Source organism: Bacteroidales bacterium (genome assembly GCA_031275285.1).
Classification (GTDB): Bacteria; Bacteroidota; Bacteroidia; order Bacteroidales; family UBA4181; genus JAIRLS01.
On the sequence record JAISOY010000075.1, the window covers coordinates 1 to 19,030 of the forward strand.

13 protein-coding genes are annotated in these 19,030 nt (G+C 44.7%); 10 read left to right on the forward strand and 3 right to left on the reverse strand.

Annotated features, from left to right (window positions below):
• Positions 1 to 2,392: tetratricopeptide repeat protein (locus LBQ60_07860; protein MDR2037822.1), on the reverse strand; the 2,392-nt coding region annotated here is incomplete at its 3' end.
• Between the two features lie 177 nt (positions 2,393 to 2,569).
• Here LBQ60_07860 and LBQ60_07865 point away from each other — a divergent pair.
• On the forward strand, positions 2,570 to 3,580 hold the full coding sequence (locus tag LBQ60_07865) for a metallophosphoesterase family protein (protein MDR2037823.1): 1,011 nt from the start codon (positions 2,570 to 2,572) through the stop codon (positions 3,578 to 3,580).
• A gap of 75 nt (positions 3,581 to 3,655) precedes the next feature.
• Here LBQ60_07865 and LBQ60_07870 read toward each other — a convergent pair whose 3' ends face one another.
• The gene (locus tag LBQ60_07870) at positions 3,656 to 4,000 is read right to left on the reverse strand and encodes a helix-turn-helix transcriptional regulator (protein ID MDR2037824.1); all 345 of its coding nucleotides are present in this window, start codon (positions 3,998 to 4,000) and stop codon (positions 3,656 to 3,658) included.
• A 166-nt stretch (positions 4,001 to 4,166) separates the two neighbouring features.
• Between LBQ60_07870 and LBQ60_07875 the strand changes: the two genes are divergently transcribed.
• The 3 genes from LBQ60_07875 to LBQ60_07885 all read left to right on the forward strand — a co-directional run bounded on the left by LBQ60_07875 (position 4,167) and on the right by LBQ60_07885 (position 6,319).
• Positions 4,167 to 4,694, forward strand: a complete 528-nt coding sequence (locus LBQ60_07875; protein ID MDR2037825.1) for a DJ-1/PfpI family protein — start codon at positions 4,167 to 4,169, stop codon at positions 4,692 to 4,694.
• 202 nt (positions 4,695 to 4,896) lie between these two features.
• A complete protein-coding gene (locus LBQ60_07880) occupies positions 4,897 to 5,778 on the forward strand; it encodes a DUF5777 family beta-barrel protein (protein MDR2037826.1) in 882 nt (293 codons plus the stop codon).
• 100 nt (positions 5,779 to 5,878) lie between these two features.
• On the forward strand, positions 5,879 to 6,319 hold the full coding sequence (locus LBQ60_07885) for a DedA family protein (protein MDR2037827.1): 441 nt from the start codon (positions 5,879 to 5,881) through the stop codon (positions 6,317 to 6,319).
• A 10-nt stretch (positions 6,320 to 6,329) separates the two neighbouring features.
• On the opposite strand, the gene LBQ60_07890 is transcribed toward LBQ60_07885, so the two are convergent.
• Positions 6,330 to 6,509, reverse strand: a complete 180-nt coding sequence (locus LBQ60_07890) for a hypothetical protein (protein MDR2037828.1) — start codon at positions 6,507 to 6,509, stop codon at positions 6,330 to 6,332.
• A gap of 341 nt (positions 6,510 to 6,850) precedes the next feature.
• On the opposite strand from LBQ60_07890, the gene LBQ60_07895 reads away from it, so the two are divergent.
• From LBQ60_07895 to LBQ60_07920, 6 genes are all read left to right on the forward strand, one after another.
• Positions 6,851 to 11,335 carry a hypothetical protein gene (locus tag LBQ60_07895; GenBank protein ID MDR2037829.1) on the forward strand — a complete coding sequence of 1,495 codons (4,485 nt, stop codon included), beginning with the start codon at positions 6,851 to 6,853 and terminating at the stop codon, positions 11,333 to 11,335.
• Between the two features lie 43 nt (positions 11,336 to 11,378).
• Complete coding sequence (locus tag LBQ60_07900; GenBank protein ID MDR2037830.1) at positions 11,379 to 13,466, forward strand: hypothetical protein; 2,088 nt, start codon at positions 11,379 to 11,381, stop codon at positions 13,464 to 13,466.
• A gap of 4 nt (positions 13,467 to 13,470) precedes the next feature.
• Complete coding sequence (locus LBQ60_07905) at positions 13,471 to 17,052, forward strand: T9SS type A sorting domain-containing protein (protein MDR2037831.1); 3,582 nt, start codon at positions 13,471 to 13,473, stop codon at positions 17,050 to 17,052.
• 55 nt (positions 17,053 to 17,107) lie between these two features.
• Positions 17,108 to 17,461, forward strand: a complete 354-nt coding sequence (locus LBQ60_07910; protein ID MDR2037832.1) for a four helix bundle protein — start codon at positions 17,108 to 17,110, stop codon at positions 17,459 to 17,461.
• A gap of 53 nt (positions 17,462 to 17,514) precedes the next feature.
• Positions 17,515 to 18,051 carry a hypothetical protein gene (locus LBQ60_07915; protein MDR2037833.1) on the forward strand — a complete coding sequence of 179 codons (537 nt, stop codon included), beginning with the start codon at positions 17,515 to 17,517 and terminating at the stop codon, positions 18,049 to 18,051.
• A 59-nt stretch (positions 18,052 to 18,110) separates the two neighbouring features.
• Positions 18,111 to 19,030: hypothetical protein (locus LBQ60_07920; protein ID MDR2037834.1), on the forward strand; the 920-nt coding region annotated here is incomplete at its 3' end.

The following is a 19,030-nucleotide window of genomic DNA, read 5'->3' on the forward strand; positions in this document are numbered from 1 at the left end:
CCAGGTTAAAATTCAACAGGTCGAACGACAACTGGTTCAGGTCTTCTTTAGACTGTAATATCCATGCGAAATAATAAGTTCCTTCCGTATTGAATGTGTAGATCTCCTTCGCGCGTTCAACCTGTTCTTCTATCTTCATGGTCGGGTCTTTACCGTCAATGAAGTCGATGGTTTCCTGTGCCGCCGCCGCGACTTCAGTACCCGGATATCCATCCACGATCTTTTTCAGTTCATTCCGCATAGCCTCCTGGGTTCCTTTTATTCTTCCTTCGGATACAGCTCTCAGGTAGGCGAACCTGGCTTCCAGGACATCCTTGGGATAACGATCTATCGCTGCGCTGGCAATAGATATCGTTTGCTCGTAATTACCGGCGTTGAACTGCTGGTATGCCTGTTCATATAATTTTTCAGCTTCCCCCTTTTCCTGCATTAACCTGTCCAGATAAGTAGGATCCTGGATGATCTTAGCAAAAACGCTTTCGGGAGCACGGCTTAATAACAGGTTCTTGCTCTTTTCAGCAGCAGCACTATTGTTCAGCTTCGAATAAAGCAGATACAGGTAGTAATAAGACGGTTCTACAAATTCACTATCCGGATAACGGCGTATCAATTCTTCATATTGGGCAGCTGCCAATGCAGGCTCATCAAAATCGTTATTGTAGATATACCCTGAGGCATAGAGGGCTTCCAGAAGCATCTGGTTAGAAGCATGCATCATTGAGTCGGTAAGCGGCAGGTGCTGCGTGTAGTATTCACGGCTCCGGGTGTCTGTACTCTTTTGCGTACCTGTGGTTGCGTCCTCTTCCCCTTCCGTTTCCCCGGCAAGGTGGATATCGGTCAACGTTCCTTTATTTTTACGTCGCCAGTTATCCTCCAGGCCGCGTCGACCCCACTTCATTTGGAATTCGCCGATCCCCTGGCTCACTGTGGTCGGATTGTAAAAATACCATTGGGCTTTGGATGTCGGATCAGTCAGTGTTCGCTGCCGGCTCATGTTACTGTAATACTGCTGCATCCGGATGGCCTCACTCTCTTCCTGCATCCGTTCTTTGCGTTGTAGTTCGGTAATGATATTATCGATCAGTTTGTTCCTGTCGGCTTCCGGCATTCGTGCAATACGCTGTACGCTATCCTGGAATTGGATGGTATTCAGATTTTCCACCAGGGCATCCAGACTTGCCGCCTTGGATGATATTTGTATGTAATTGGGATAATCGGGCCTCATGTTCAGCATTGCGCTGTCATAATACGCCTGTGCAGGGACATAATCCCGGCGGTCATAGAACAGGTTACCCAATGTAAGGTATGATTTTGTTTTTTGCGGTAGGTTGGAGGTGGAGGCCAATGCCGATTTCTGATAAAATTCAATGGCTTTGTCCGTGTTTTCTTCATGCATTTCTATTTCAGCCAGCGCATAATATATCTGATCCAGGTAATCCGCATTTTTGCTGTCACGCAACATTTTGTTCAGTTGTTTCCTTACTTCCCTGATGTCTTCTCCGCTTCCCCTGGATGCTGACGCCAGGCTGATGGTTGCGTTAAAGGACATTTCATAAGGCGGATTCATCCGGATGACCTTTTTAAAATTTTCCGATGACCGGGCATAATCCTTCTGTTCATAATAAAGCTGTGCCAGTACATACCGGTAACGTAGCTTTGTTTTTTTTCCCCTGGCATTGACCAGGGCATTTTCCACATGTGTAATGGCTTCAGGATACTGTTGCTGTTTGATGTACAGATCGGCAATAGTCGCTTGCAACTCTGATTTCAGCGCTTTTTTATCGGGAAATTTATCGTCGTCCTGCAGTTCGGTTAATACCCTGGCTGCTTCCCGGTAATTCTTTTCCATCATTAATGCTTTTGCCTTCCATATCCGCGATTCATACAATATTTCCTCTTCCGGGAATTCGGTTTCCATGAAGTTGAATGTCTGTAAAGCAAAATAATAGTCATTGGCATACACATAGGTCTTTCCGATCAATAAATAACACTGATCCATGTACTTATTAAATTCCCGCTTATCATAAAATTTCTTGTCGGAAGGAGACATTCCCGATTTTTTGACTTTCGGCTTGGCCGTGATAGAGTGGATATTGATGGCCTTACTCGCTTTCTGTGCGGCTGTTCCCATGTCGCCGGAAACCGATTGGGCTACGCCTTCATCACCATATAGGAACAAGGATAATAATTGCGTATAATCATCATTCTTTGTTTCTTCCGCCCTTTTGATCCCCCTTTTGTAGCTTTCTTTGGCATTAAAAAGAATATTGAAACGGGTAGTGATGTTATGATAGGTACGGTTGATGGGGGTATTTTTCCTCGTACTGCAGCCGTTAAAAGATAACGGCAGTATGATACACAACAATATGATATAAACAACTGTATTTTTCAAACTCACGGAGATATGGTTCTTCTATCCAATCAGATCAACCTGCAAAATAACAAAAAATGTCCGTATTTATTAACAGGTTTTTCAGAAAGATATTTTGTGACGGGTGTTTTTTTTCAAAATCATTGTAATTTTGTCTCCTGTTGGAGCTCTCTTTACAATGTTTTATCCATAAATCAGATGATGAATATGAATCCGTCTTTTTTTTCATTTCTCTTATTTGCTTTTCTTTTTCTCACTAATTCCGGAATTTCACTAGCAAACGAGCTTACGTTTAAACCCGATGGTAAATTTAAGATCATACAGGTCACAGATTGTCATTTCAAAGTAGATTCCGAATATTCCAGGGAAACCATCGAAATGCTGCAACAGGTATTGGATGCTGAAAAACCCGACCTGGTTGTTTTTACAGGTGATGTGGTTACCTGTAAACCCTATAGGGACGGATTGGATAGGGTACTCGATCCTGTGATCAAAAGGAAGATACCCTGGGTTTTGTTGTTCGGCAACCATGATGATGAATACGATATGACCCGCGAACAGCTGGCCACATTGGTTCAGGCCTATCCTTACCATATCGGGAAAATGAAAAAAGTGAAAGGAGTAACCGGTTATGGGAATTTTGTATTGGAGATAAAAGGAATCAACCGGAAGAAAACACAGGCTCTTTTGTATTGTATGGATTCAAATGCATACAGTACCCTGAAACCGGTAGTCGGTGGGTACGGATGGATGGCGCATGATCAGGTTGCCTGGTACAGGCAACAAAGCATGAAATATACTTCGGCCAATCAACAACAGCCTTTACCTGCGCTGGCCTTTTTCCATATTCCTTTGCCGGAATACCGGGCAGCTGATCAACAGGGAACTAAAATAACCGGGGTCAAGCTTGAAAAAGTATGTTCGCCGGAGATCAATACGGGAATGTTTGCAGCCATGCTTGAAAGGGGAGATGTAATGGGCACTTTTGTGGGACATGACCATATCAATGACTATATTTTCAATCATTATGGAATAGCGTTGGCTTACGGCAGGTTTTCAGGAAGTAAAACGACCTATACCGAACTAAAGAACGGGGTCAGGGTGATCGAGCTTACCGAAGGGCAACGGGGTTTTGATACATGGATACGGTTGAATGAAGAGGTCGTGATCAATCAGGTACGGTTTCCCGATGATCTTCCGTTAAAATAAAGGAAAATACTGTTCATAAAATACAGATAACTGATGAGGGAGGCTCACCATCATGAATATTTTTATTCGTGTTTATCACTGCTCCCTTTTTTCCATAATTCCCTGCATATTTTCCAGCGCCCAATCAACAAGCTGCTGAAGATGCGGTATCAGGCTTTCCCCTGTTTCGGTCAACCGGTATTCGACCTTTGGCGGCACTTCGGGATATACCTTCCGGTATATCAATCCGTCAGCTTCCAGCGTCCGTAACGTAACCGTCAACATCCTTTGTGAGATGTCGGCGATGGATTTATGGATATCACTGAAACGCATGATCCCGTTGTCGTTCAGTGTTACCAGTACAAGCATCGACCATTTGTCGCCAAAACGGCTCAATATGGATCGGATGGGGCAGGCGCCTGCAGGATAAAAATTTTTCATTTTTTTTACACTTTTATTTGATTGCAGATCAATAATAATTACCTTTACGTAAGTATCTTACTTTAAGATAAGCACTTGTTTTTATGAACAACAGGGATTAGCTTTGCGTTACAAAAGTAATTAACTTACTTTTCATAAGTATTGTTTTATTTAAAAAATAGAAACCATGGCAAAAAAAGTAGCAGTTCTGGCAGTTAATCCGGTGAACGGATTCGGTTTATTCCAATATCTGGAAGCATTTTTCGAAAACGGCATTCCTTACCGGATCTTTGCCGTTGCAGACACCAGGGAGATCAAAACCAATTCAGGCGTTACCCTGGTCGCTGACGATGTGATCGCCAACCTGAAAGGTCACGTAGACGAATATGATGCTTTGGTATTCGCCTGTGGCGATGCTATTCCCAGGTTTGGAGAGAATGTCGGGAAACAGTATAACCAGGATCTGGTGAGTGTGATCCAGGCATTCGGGAACAAGAATAAACTCATGATCGGTCATTGTGCCGCAGGAATGATGTTCGATTCAGCAGGTGTAGCGGAAGGAAAGAAAGTAGCCGTGCATCCTTTGGCCAAAGCAGCCATCAAAGAAGGCAAGGCTACCGGTGAAAAGTCGGAAATCGACGGTAACTTCTACACGGCCCAGACTGAGAATACCATCTGGACCATGATGGATAAGGTGATAGAAGCCCTGAAATAAGCGTTGTATTTCTGGGCAATGAAAAACAGCCATTTTAGTGATCACTAAAATGGCTGTTTTTCATTGCTGCATTGTTTCAAATATCTAAAAATCCGGTCATCATGCGATCCTGATAAAATATATTGTACTATCTTTGGCGGAAGACATTTTTATCAGGACTAATTTTAATGAATACATTCAATTACTTACTAAATTTTATACCATGATTCATAAAATATTGTTTTTACAGCTTGTATTGTTGTGCGGCTGTCTGGTTTCATCTTTTTCACAGCCGGGGAGTGAGCACAAAATGGATGAACGGATGGGGGAAATAAAAAAAGACAAAACAGTAGATGCTTTCGGATCATCCCGTTTGATCTACGGACGTTCTGCCCAAACCACCCGTGCGGGAAACCTGGATCTCAGGATATCACACCGGTTCGGACGCCTTCGCGAAGGTATAGATGACTGGTTCGGCCTGGACACCGCCTTTGTTCGTATAGGACTTGATTACGGTATCACCGACAGGTTAATGGTAGGGTTCGGACGAAGTAAAATGGATAAGGAGCTGGATTTAAGTGTTGCTTACAAAATGCTGGAACAATCGGAGACGATGCCGGTTACTTTGTCGTTGTACGGAGGGGTGATGGTCAATACCCTGAAAATGTCCGGTCAGGATTATGATTTCGGTGACAGGCTCAGTACCATATTTCAGGTATTGGTCGCCCGGCGGTTCCTGGACAGGTTCACCATTCAGGTAGCGCCCGTCTGGGTATACAACGACCGGGTTCCTACGGCAGACGACGACCATCATATCTTTTCCGTCGGGTTGGGCGGACAGGTACGTATCCTGAAACGCTTAAGTATGAATGTTGAATATTATCCGGTTTTCTCAGGAAGCAAATACCATGGGACCGTATCCCCGCTTGCCGTAGGAGTGGATATTCAGACCTGGGGTCATGTCTTCCAGTTTTTTGTAGGTAATTCGATGGCGCCTAACGAACATTTATCTCTGATACGTACTACGGATAAGTGGGAAAAAGGACAAATACATTTTGGGTTTAACCTGTTAAGGAGATTCCCGATAGCATCGAAACGCCCATAATTTCAAGAAGCGACATTTAGGACATTTTATACGTATATCTCGTTATCATCTCTTTTGACGCTGTGGTATATTTGTACTAGTAATTTTAATTCACAGAGTCATGGATGGATTGATCAATCTCGGATATTTAGGACTTTTTATCGGGACATTCCTTTCGGGAACAGTGATCCCATTGAGTTCCGATGTACTTTTGATCGGTATCCTTGCCCTGGGAGGAAACGAATGGCTATGCCTACTGATTGCCACTATCGGAAACTGGCTGGGAGGCATGACATCCTACGGGCTTGGCTGGCTGGCCAAGTGGGAATGGCTGGAGCGTTGGTTTGACGTAAAACCGGAAAAACTCCATAAACAGAAGGAAACAGTCAATAAATACGGTGCCGGCCTGGCATTATTTGCCTGGGTCCCGGCAATCGGTAGCATATTGCTGATCGCACTCGGCTTCTACAAAGTGAAACCCAAAACGACCACATTATTACTATTGGGGGTATGTTTTGTCCGCTTCCTGATCTGGACGCTTTTGCACATCCACTTTGCTTAGGATTTTCCTGTTAAAGTATTTCAGGATCGTTTTCCACGCCTAGCCCGGGGACCAGTGGGTCGTTCATTCCTTCGCTTTCTTCCTGTGCCAGTTCGCTGATGTTGGAATTATCATCCATACGGAATGATTCATCGACAAAATGGATCTCCTGTGTTTTACCCGGCTGTACCTGGTCGTTTTGATTTTCCATATTTCTATTTTTTGAATGTGTCATTGTTTCATGTTTCTGTGAACTTTTGATCATCTTTACAAAGATAAAAGTAAATGATGAATTATTAAACAGACGGAAATTTTTACTGTAATCTTCAAATGATCAATACGTTAAAAATTTGTTTAACAAAATGATCTTTTTTTGTAAATAAAGTAAAAATTGTATATTATATTTGCATAAAGTCTAACAAATAATGGGGTGAATTAAATAATACCAATAAAGTGATGTCATAATTTAATGAACGTAATCAACTTGATCAGCGTGATTTAAAAATAATAAATAGCACTGAGTGCTTAGTACTAAAGATATTCATAACAACTATGAAGCATGTTTACACTCTTATCTTATTGTGTGTCGCATGGATTGTTTCTGCTAATGACTTAACGGAACAGGAGAACAACCGTCTGGAAGCCGCCAAAGTATTTGCACAAGTAGACCAGTCCAATAATTATACGCAAGAGTTATCCATTGCAGACCTGAATGTTTTGCCAATGGGAATGTCACGGACATTAAATAACATCAACTATTCCATTGCTGTCTCCAGTATCATTACCATGCCCGACCATGTGAAACTCACTGTTTTCGGCAGGGTCAGGTTATCGCAAAGTGAAGCCGAAGGGGGAGATAAAGTTATTTTTTTCGGAGCACAAGATATAAAAATGTCTTATGAAGGTAACATTATAGGTGATGCAGTTTTATCGTTGTTTGGAGATGTTGGCATTCCCGTTTACGGAGGTGCAGCCATGCTGACACTGAAAGGAAATTATAATCCCGCTTTGGGATATGGAGAACCTCAAACAACCTTAACCATGGATTGCCGTGGTTTCAAATCTTTAAGCCTGGATGCACAGGTCGAATTCCCTGAAACATGGATACGGCCGGTAGACAATAAGGGAAGTATTATTCCCGGAAGGGTTATTGCCGGTTTCCGTACAATGATACAGGATTGGAATGATTTGCTGGTCGGTATCGATCTGCCTGATTTTGAAATCGTGGGATTGGACGGTTTTATCTTTCAGAGCAGGAATGCCGTGTTTGATTTCAGCGATATCCGTAATGACAATAGTGTTATATATCCAGTCGGGTACAGGGAAAAATACATGATCCCCGGCTATGAAAATTTATGGCGCGGAATATACATTAGTGATTTAACCATCAAGTTACCGCCCCAGTTCGCATCAAGGGCATCAGAGGAACGGGTGAGTTTCGATGCCCGGCATATGATTTTGGATAACAACGGGATCAGTGGTTTATTTTCAGCAAACAATGTGTTATCCATCGAACAGGGAAGTGCCGGAGGATGGCGCTTTTCGGTAGACCGGTTTTCCATTGCACTGGAAGCCAATCATCTTACAGGAGCAGGATTCGGAGGATTGATCGGTTTACCGGTTGCCGATACCGATTTGGGTTATGAAGCTTTTATCTCTCCGGAAAACGAATATTTCCTGAAGATCAACCAGATGGAGAAACTTGAGTTCAACCTGTGGAAGGCGAAAGCAACTCTACACCCCAATTCATATGTAGCCATGACCGTAAAGGATAACCGTTTTATCCCGGAAGCCATGCTCCATGGTTCGGTGATGCTGGAGTTACGACCCGGCGAACAGGGAGTAACATCTTCGCCTGTTGCCAGATTCGAAAATATTACATTCCGGGGGATGCACCTGACCACCACTGCACCTTATTTCACAGTGGAACAAATGGGATATTCCGGTGAAGCTAAAATTAAAGGTTTTCCCTTATCCATCGGAGATATACAGTTTGCAACCAACGGTAAAAAAGCCCGGTTAGATTTCAACACCACTTTTGCATTAGGTGACGATCCGTTTGCTTTAACCGCTGGTACCCGGCTGGCCTTAGTCGCGGAGATGGCCGATGATAACGGGCAGTATCGCTGGCAATACAAGGAATGTACCATGTCGTCCATTGTTGTGGATGCATCTGTAGCCGAAGTATTCAGCATTACCGGAGAAGTAACCGTAATGAATGATGACCCTGTTTACGGAGACGGCTTTGCCGGAAACCTGAACATGAAAGTAGAAAAAGGATTAAATGCAGGGTTAACAGCAAGCGCTATCTTTGGATATAAGGATTTCCGTTATTGGATGGTAGACGGAACTTTGTCCATACCCGGGGGAATACCCATATTCCCGGCAGTGAACCTTACCGGGTTCGGCGGTGGAGCATCTTACCGGATGAAACCGGGAACCGGAAACAGCAGGATGCCTACCGGATGCGCCTATGTCCCCAGTTCGGAAACCGGGCTAGGATTAAAAGCAGCAGTATTGTTCAACATCGGCACCGATAATGTAGCTAATGGGGAAGCCATGTTTGAAATTGCCTTCAACCGGCATGGAGGAGTGAATTTCATCGGCTTTTTCGGACAAGCTAAAGTGCTGGCGGAGATTCCGGGAGCAAAGAACATTGAAAATTTCGTCAGCGATAAGTTCAAGAAGATGGGAGAACTGGAAAGACAGTTTACCAATGATAATCCAGAACTGATAGCACAGTTGGAGAAGCTCAAGATTTACGAACCCGAAAAAGCAGCAGGAAAAGTATTCGAAGGTTCCGAGAAATTAGGCGAAACGGGTTTTGCCGCCGCTTTAGGGATCAAATACGATTTCCAGGCAAATTCACTGCATGCCAATTTCGATATGTATATCAATGCCGCCGGGGGGATACTGAAAGGAGCCTCATCGGGTAACCGTGCCGGTTGGGCGGTACTACACGTAGACCCCAACGAATGGTACATGCACATGGGTACGCCCACTAACCCTTTGGGGGTCAAATTCGATCTGGCAGGGCTGGTCAGGATCGAAACCGGATCGTATTTCATGATCGGTGACCGTATTCCCGCATCGCCTGCTCCACCACCGGAAGTAGCCAATATACTGGGAGTGGATGCGGAAAAACTGAACTACATGCGCGACCTGAATGCTTTAAGCAACGGGCGTGGTTTCGCTTTCGGAAGCAGTTTCAAGGTAGAGACCGGAGATATCACCTTCCTGATATTGTATGCCAATTTCAAAACAGGGCTTGGATTCGACATTATGCTGAAAGACTACGGTGAAGCTCAGTGTAAGGGACGTTCCGGTGTAATAGGAATGGATGGCTGGTATGCTAATGGGCAGGCTTATGCTTATCTTCAGGGAGAGTTAGGCGTAAAAATCAACCTGTTGTTTGTCAAGAAAAAAATACCCGTTATCAGGGGCGGTGCTGCCACCCTGATGCAGGCCAAGCTTCCCAACCCGGCCTGGTTTGCCGGGTATCTCGGAGTGGAATTCGACTTGCTGGGTGGCCTGGTTCGCGGAAGAATGCGCATGAAAATAGAACTGGGACAGGAATGTACTATCGAAATACCCGGGGGAAGTCCATTGGGAGTAGAAGTGATTGCAGACCTGACACCGCGCAACGGGTCGGATAAGGTAGACGTATTTACCGCACCGCAGGTAGCTTTCAATATGCGCATCGGACACCCGTTTGAGATGGAAGATGACGATGGCATCAAACGGTACCAGCTGAAGCTGGAAGAATTTTCCGTATCACAGGGTGGACAGATAATTGAAGGACAGCAAAAATGGAACTACAATAATGACATCGTATCCTTCTACTCCCACGAAATACTTCCTCCCAATGTGCCCTTAAAAGCAGTGGCAAGGGTGAGTTTTGAAGAATACCGTAACGGGAACTGGATTACCGTATATACCGGGGGAAAGAAAGCGGAAGAACGCAGGGAGATATCCTTTACTACCGGAGAAGCCCCGGATGTCATACCCGAACACAATATAGAATATGCCTACCCGGTACCCGGACAACACTTTTTCTACCCGGGAGAGACCAATAAAGGCTATGTCCAGCTCAAACGCGGGCAGAGTTACCTGTTTGCTTCGGGTATGACCCACAAGATCCACATTACACCGGAAGGGGGCATATCCCGGGCCGTTTCTTTCAGCTATAGTTCGTCCGATAACAGTATCGAATATACTTTGCCTGATATAAATACCAACCAGTACTACCATTGGGAAATGCTGAGCTTTACCGGGAAAGCGGGAAGTAGTACAGGTGATGCAAATCGTCGGGTTACCGCAATACCTTCGGATGACGATAATGAAGTAACGGTGCGGAGCGCACAGGCCGGAGGCGAGATACGCGCCGATGCCGGAAAGATATTGCTGGCCTATGACTTTAGCAGCAGCCGGTACAACACCTTTGCCGAAAAAGTGAATGGTATACGGAAAAACCAGGCACTATGGGGAAAAGTCTCTTCCAGTGTGATTGACCTGCGGTACAATATCACAGACGGAGAACCCTTTGACCTTGCCGAACTCACGGGAACCGGATATACGGCAGGCATTCCGTTGGTACAGGCGGAAGCCACCCTGACGGATGCATATTTCAAAGAAAAAATCAACCCGTTACTATACCGGGATTATCCCCATGCACCCGGGATCAGGATCACTCATCGCGAACCGTTGGAAGAACTGGGAGTACCTCCTGCCAAAGCATTATATGTACTTAACTCTTATCTTACGGAAATAGAATACGACAACTTTAGCAATTTTGCCAAACGATACTTCCCATATATTTATAATTTACCACAAGCATACAGGGAAGACTTTCTGGATTTGGAAAACCAGGCGGTAAACCGGTATATCTATCAACCGTCACTAAAGCTTCTTACACTGGTCAGGGAAACCTATCCTTTTGTTCTGTATGGTGACTATCAGATACAGCTACAATATATGCTGCCCGGAGAAGTAAAAGGAACAAAAGCTTATTTTGATTACCATAACCCGATTTTATAATATGAGAATTCAATTTAAAAAAGATAAATTAAACATGATTACTTTGAAAAAAATATGCTTTTCCAGGTATCTTTTTTTATTTATTCTCCATTTTTCATTTTCCATTCTCCATTCTTTCTCCCAGGATACCACATCTATCCGTATATCCGTCGATGCCCGCATCCGGGAAGATGCCGTATTGTTACGCTGGGGAGCCACTACCCCTATGGCCTGGCAACAAACCAACCGCTATGGGTTCAGGATCGAACGCTACACAGTATTGCGCGACCGACAGGTATTGCCACAACCTGAAAAAAACATATTAGCCGCAGAATTTAAAGCACAGCCGGTAAAAGATTGGGAAAAAATCGCTACGGATGATGATCATGCAGCCATTATAGCACAGGCCTTATACGGTGAAGAATTTGAAGTGACGGGTGGAGATGTATCGGGTGTAGCCAGGATCATCAATTTGTCGCAACAACTGGAACAACGCTTCGCCATGTCGTTGTACGCTGCCGACCGCAATTTTGAGGCTGCCTGCATGGCCGGTTGGGGATGGCGCGATACTGAAGTAAAAGCAGGTGAAAAATACCTGTACCGGGTTATTCCATTGGTTCCGCCGGATATAATGGTTATAGATACCGGATATATCTATACCGGCCCGGACGATTACGAACCGTTGCCGCAACCCCTGGATCTGGCTGCCGTATTCGGTGACCACAGTGTGATGCTTACATGGAACTATGATATGATGAACGGGGTGTATAACAGTTATTATGTGGAAAAATCCACGGACGGTGAACGGTTTGAACGGTTGCCGGGTTTACCCGTATCCAACCTCAATAATCGCAGCGGAAAGACGGCGCAGCGCATGTTCTTTTCCGATTCCTTATCCAACAATACACAGATCTATTATTACCGTATCCGGGGACTGGATGCATTCGGGGAAACGGGCCCGTCTTCCGAAGCCGTTTCGGGAAAAGGACAGACTTTACTGGTATATGTACCCCATATCACCCGTGCAGTCATTGATGAACAAGGTGTGATGGAACTGGAATGGGAATTTGACGAACGCGGCAATGAGCTGATCAGCGGATTTGAATTGAACCGCTCTGTTCAAGCCAATAACGGGTTTACCGTAGTACAGGAAAATATTCTACCTGTACAACGAAAAACAGAATTCGGTGATTTATTACCGGTTAATTACCTGACCATTTCAGCCATTCCCAAAAGCGGACTACCTACTGTTTCCTTTCCTGTTTTGGTACAACCGTTGGATACGGTACCTCCGGCTGTTCCGCTATCCTTTACAGGGGATATTGATACTACAGGGGTAGTTACCCTGAAATGGGCGGTCAACAAGGAACCGGATATGCTGGGGTATAAAGTGTACCGGGCATTACGTAAAGGTGATGAATTACTCCCTTTGTCCGATGTGGCACATACAGATACGGTATACAGGGACACGGTTAACCTCTACAACCTGAATGCACATGTATATTATACCGTAGTAGCAGTGGATATGCGTTATAACCAATCTCCGGCGACCGCGCTGCTCGAACTGGCCAAACCCGTATTGATTCCTCCGTCTTCACCGGTTATTACCGGATACCGGGTCACGGAAGAGGGTGTTTTGTTGGAATGGGTCAATAGTCCGGATGAAACGGTTACGGAACACCGGCTTTACCGGCAGGCAAAAGCTGGTCCGGATTCCTCGTTGGTGCTGTTGCAGCGGTTTACTGAAAATACTGTGCAAACCTATACTGATATACAAACAGAACCGGGAATCCGTTACAGGTATACCTTAACCGCAGCTACAGCAAACGGACTGGAATCGCTGCCGTCACCACCATTAACGGCATCCGGCAACCGGGAGTCTATACAAGAAATCACCCGTTTCGAAGCATCGTTGGATAAGAAAAACAAGAAGATAAAGCTTACATGGAGTGATAACCTGAAAGAGGTAAAAATATATGAATTGTATAAAAGCGCCAACGGTCAACTGCCCACACTCTGGAAAACGGTATCCGTTCCGTTAAAGGAACAGGTAGACGAAGATATCCGGCAGGGCAATTATATGTATTTATTACGTGCAGTTTACCGGAACGGTAAAAATTCAAAGAGTAAAAGTATAACGGTTAAATGGTAAGGCTATGAAAAAAGTGATACCCATATTATTTTTGGCAGTCAATATCTGTTTATCAGCACAACAATTACCGGAAGAGTTAGATTTAAAAAATAAAGGATACTATGAATTAAAAGTGGAATTTAAAGCACATAACGGAACCAGTCATGATGCTACTTGTTCCAGTCAGATAAGGGTAAAAGCGTATTTTAAAAATAATAGCCAGAAAATAATATACCAACGGTGGTTCCAAATGGTGGGCGGTGCGAGTACATCGGGAAGCTTTACTTATGTGTTTCCGGCAGATAATGAAATAGATAAGCTGGAAGTATGGACAGAAAGGGACTATGGAAACTGTAATGGTGAAAATCATGGAACAACATGGTTCAACAATATTACTTATCCTTATTTCTTCGCTCCTCATTCCGGAATGCCCGGGTACAGTAGTGAAAGTTACATCAATGTTTCCGTCTCCCCCTTGACCAATAGGAGATTGTTAAGATTATCCATAAGTTTTACTGCTGATGAAACGCATATGTTGTCCAGTAATAGTCAATTATATGTTACTTATTCTAATACCGGCAATGAGAACATTCAGTTTAAAAATTATTTATCTTATTATGTAAAAAATCAGCCGTATGGAGATACTGTTAGTTTTACTCATTCAACATTAGATAAGATATCAGAAATAAACCTCAATCTTAAAGGAAGAGCAGCAAATGAAAATTATGATTTCAAATGGATAAACCCGACCCAGACCGATCATAACCAGACCGATCATAAAGGAACTTATACTGAAAAATATGCAGCAGGAGGCATCAATTTCAATTTAATTGTTGGAATAGATTATGATGTAGCTTACGCACCCATTGAATATAGTGGAAAAGAAAAAATTTTAACCCCGGACAATTCTGTGCAGTTAACTTCAAAAGGAAAATTCTCGACTTCTGTTGCTGCTTCGCATCGTTGGGTGTACTTTTGTGGAGAGGAGCCATCGAATAATATGAATCTTTGGACTCCTTTTCCTCCGTCTTTACAAAACAAAGATGAAATTAAATTCATGGGTAGCGATCTTTTCGGTAATGATCTTACTATGATCAATAAAAAAGTACATTTCAGGTACTATTTAGGGGATGAGAAAGACAGATATTCATCTACAGTAACCGTACAATATAAAAGAGATGCTCCCAGGATGAGTCTTTACAGTAAAACAAATCCTACCTGTAGTTATACGGAAGACGGTAGCATTACGATACAGTTCAGCCGGAAATTGGATGATGACGAACAGTTAAACCTGGTAGTACATATCGGTAGCAAAACAATCCCTGTTGTAAATCTGAAGACTTTGGAGGCAAATAATCGTCTGACCTTTACAGGGCTTTCAAGTGGGGAAGTGTCGGTTGGAAGTTATGTCGTCAAGGTTGGAAATGAAAGCGAATCTACAGATGGAGACGGCTATGCATTGAATAATATTACCCTTACCGCCCCTTCTCCAGTAATAGGAACATTCGAAAAGCAGGATGTCAACTGTTATGGAGGCAATGATGGCCGCATCTCTATAACCCCGTCGGGCGGCATAGGCTCGTACTATGCCGTATACGGGGAAGATACCACCTCCCTGTTCACCTCATCCGGTTACGTCATTCACCGGTTTTCCCCGGGGCCGCACCAGATAAAACTATTTGACAGCAACCATTGCCATATAGGGAATGACGGTGATGAGGCAACCTTGACCATTTCGCAGCCCGCAGCACCCGTTGTCCTGAATACCGAACGGATTTTCCAACCCCGTGGCTGGGGTCTTTCCGACGGATGGATAAAGGTACGGGCGCAAAATGGAACACCTCCGCCCGACGGTGATTATACCTTTTACTGGACAAAACAGGATGCAGGTTCCATACCTGCCCCGTCTCCGGTAACGGAAGGCAATTCCATGACCAGCACCGCAGAAAATCTCGGTGACGGGCGTTATCATATCAGGGTGGAAGATATCCTGTACGGTACTGCGGTAAGTTTACCGGGCGCTGTCGCTTCCGACTGGAAAGGATGTGTCGCCGAACTGGATACTGTGCTGATGCAGCCGCCCAAACTGGAAGTAACACTGGCTACCCGTGATTCCATTTCCTGTTTCGGCCTCGAGGACGGAGCAGTCATGGCACATACGCGTGGCGGGGTAGGTGGACCGGGAACCTATGAATACGAATGGGTAAGAAAAGAAGGACTTTCCGGCGTCCCGATATCGGGAGGATTTGTACCCGACTCCATATTACAGGATTTATTAAGTGCAACATATGTCGTTACGGTAAGAGACACCAATGGCATTACCACCACGGCAGGCTATTATCTGGAACAACCGGAATTGCTGACAGCGGCAATCGCCGCCGCTACCCTTGCCTGCGACGGTGATACCGACGGGTGGATAGAAGCCGGGGTAAGCGGTGGGACTACGCCATACCAGTATGTATGGACCGGATACGGAACGGAAAATGCAACACTCAGGACCACCCGCATCGAAGGACTCACAGGCGGAACCTATACCCTGTTCGTAAGGGACCACCGCGGCTGTGAAGCATGGTCTGCCGGAAGGGTCAATGTGCCCGGCGGAATGCAGCTAGATACGCTAATAATACCGCCCGTATGCCATGATGCCTCCGACGGAAGCATTGTCCTGAATGTATCCGGTGGCATGGCGCCTTACACCTATCTCTGGAATACCCCGGCAGCTACATCTGCGTTAAGCAACCTTCCTTCAGGGAACTATTCCGTAAAAGTAACCGATGCCAATAATTGTTTTATCGAACAAAGGTTCAGCCTGAAAAATCCCGAACCGCTCCGTATCGATCTTGGAGGGGACAGGGTTTTGTGTAAAGACCAGACAGCCGTGCTCTCCGCAAAGATTTCGGACACCAATGCCACCTACCGGTGGTACAATCGTGACGGATTATTTGCCGGGGAACCCGAAGTGGAGATATCCGGCGAAGGAAAATACCGGGTGCTGGTAAGCGACCGTGACGGATGTTTCGGTACGGATACCGTAAACATATCGACCCGTGACATGGAAATCGTGGCGGATTTTGTGGTAGCCGCCAAAGCCGCAGCCACCATACCTACCTGCTTTGTCAATATCAGCCATCCTTTTCCCGAAAGCACGGAATGGATGATTCCCGACGAAACATCCGTTTTTATAGTCAGCCATACCGATGAACAACTGGAATTGCTGTTCAACCGCGAAGGAGAATATACCGTCGGTTTGCTGGCGCGTGTAGGCGAATGTGAACAGGCCATATATAAAACCGTAACCGTAGTGAACAAATACGACCTGACCGATTACGAGCCGCAACAGGAAGCCTTCCTGAAACAGTTCAAGCTCTGGCCCAACCCGTCGAACGGACAATTCACGGTGTCGGTAGAACTGAGTGAAACGGCAGACATACAATTACGCCTGATCAGTTCCGCAGGTACGGTAATGGAAACCCGTTCTTTGTCCGGGAATGACCGCTATCAGGAGAACTTCTCCTCTAATGGAAAGTTACAACCGGGCGTATATATCATACAGCTGGTATCAAAAAAGGCAGTAGCGGCAATACAAATAGTAATGGAGAACCTTTAGCTCGGCGGAGCCAATTGAGAATTGAGAATTGAGAATGGAAAATGGAGAATTGAAGATGAAGAAGGATAATGTTATTAAAGAAAAGTCATACAAGTTTGCGGTCAGGATTGTAAGACTGTCGCAAATGCTTTGTTCCGGTAGAAGCGAATATGTGTTGTCCAAACAGGTGCTGCGCAGCGGAACGGCGATCGGTGAACTGGTACGTGAAAGTGAACATGCACAGTCCAAAGCCGATTTCATCCATAAAATGAGCATTGCGCTAAAAGAAGCCAATGAATCGGATTATTGGCTGATGTTATTGAAAGATACCGGGTATATTGACATTCCATCTTATACATCCATACAAAATGATGTGGATGAGTTGATCAGCATATTGGTTCGGATTATTAAAACAGCGAAGAAAAATTGAGAATGGAGAATGAAAAATGGAGAATTATTTTTTAAACTTAAAAGCTTTTAATTATGATGAAACAATATAAGGCCTTTTTCGCTATTTCAAGAAAAATTGTACCTTTCATAGGATTAATGTATTGGATCTTTTTTAAAGTCATCGCGAATAAATATGTAACTGCACAACCGATTGAAATTATGGATGCAAGCATCAGGGCTGTTTGTCTTTCTCTCTTTTTAGGCCTTTGTTTTATATTCATCACATACTTGATTATGCCTTTTTTGCCTAAACGTTTTCCAACAATGAAAGAGTGTGAAGAATACACCTCGAAGTTCCGTCATCTTTTCACACAGCTCGTCAAAGAAACATTCAAGACGCCGACAAAAGAAGTGGTTATGATTACCATTGTCTTGACATTTTTAATACTTTTTACAGTATACAATACTATTTGCCTTGCTATAATGGGTTACGAAAACCCTGCTTTTGTGGCTGTAACATTTTTATTCCCGTTTCTTTTTTTCAGAGATCCTTTAAAACGATTTCTCTTTTTAGGATTATCGGTTGTTTCCGGATTTCTGCATGTATTAATAGGCATCCTTAATATGTAAGTAATTATAGAAAAAACCAAGATGAACAAATCTATAGTACATATGGCCCGAAAGGCAAAATGGATGAACACAATTGTTCGTCATTCTTCGTGCACCCTCTACCGTACTTTGTTCATCTTATTCCTCATTCTCCATTCTCCATTCTCCATTCCCAAACGACTTACCCGGTGCAGGTTTCCACTAACCTGATGCCCCCCTACAGCCTTTACCTGAGCGATTACGCCTCCGGGGCACGCGAGCATATTTCCGTAACCCTGGTGAACCGCGATATCAACCGTCCGGGGCTCAACATAAAACTCCGCTTGACTATCAAAGGACAGGGCTTTACCATACAAACCCTTCCACAGGCCGTCTTCGTCCCCATCACCATCGATCCCAATGTTCCCTACCGGTTGTCGCAACAGGAAATAGCGCCCTATTTTGATCCTTCCACGCTCAATGCACAGGGATTGGGAACACAGGGTTACCGTAACGAGGGGCGTCTACCCGAAGGAATGCTGCAATTCTGTTTCGATGTCATTGAGTACCATACCGGACGTATCATTTCCCAGCAGGGATGCGGCAGCGTTTGGATAGCCGTACAGAAGCCACCGTTACTTAGCCTGCCTTTCAACAATGAGAACATAACCATAAAAGACCCGCTTAACCTTCTTTTTCAATGGACACCCCGCCATAGCGGACTAGCCGGCGTTGAGTATGAACTGATCATCAAGCAGCTGTGGGATAACGGTATGTCACCCGAAGCCGCTTTTGCTTACAGTCCCGAGATCATCCGCGAGCGTATCAGGAACACCTCCCTGCTGTATGGCGCCATGATGCCTCCTCTGACACCTGGGTTCCGGTATGCCTGGGCGGTGAGAGCCGTTGCTTCCGACGGCTTCTCCGAACAGCGGGTATTTGAGAACGACGGGTTAAGCCAGATACGCGTGTTCTCGCTCGAAGAGTATTGTCCGGCCGTGTTGGGAACAACCGCCGCCTA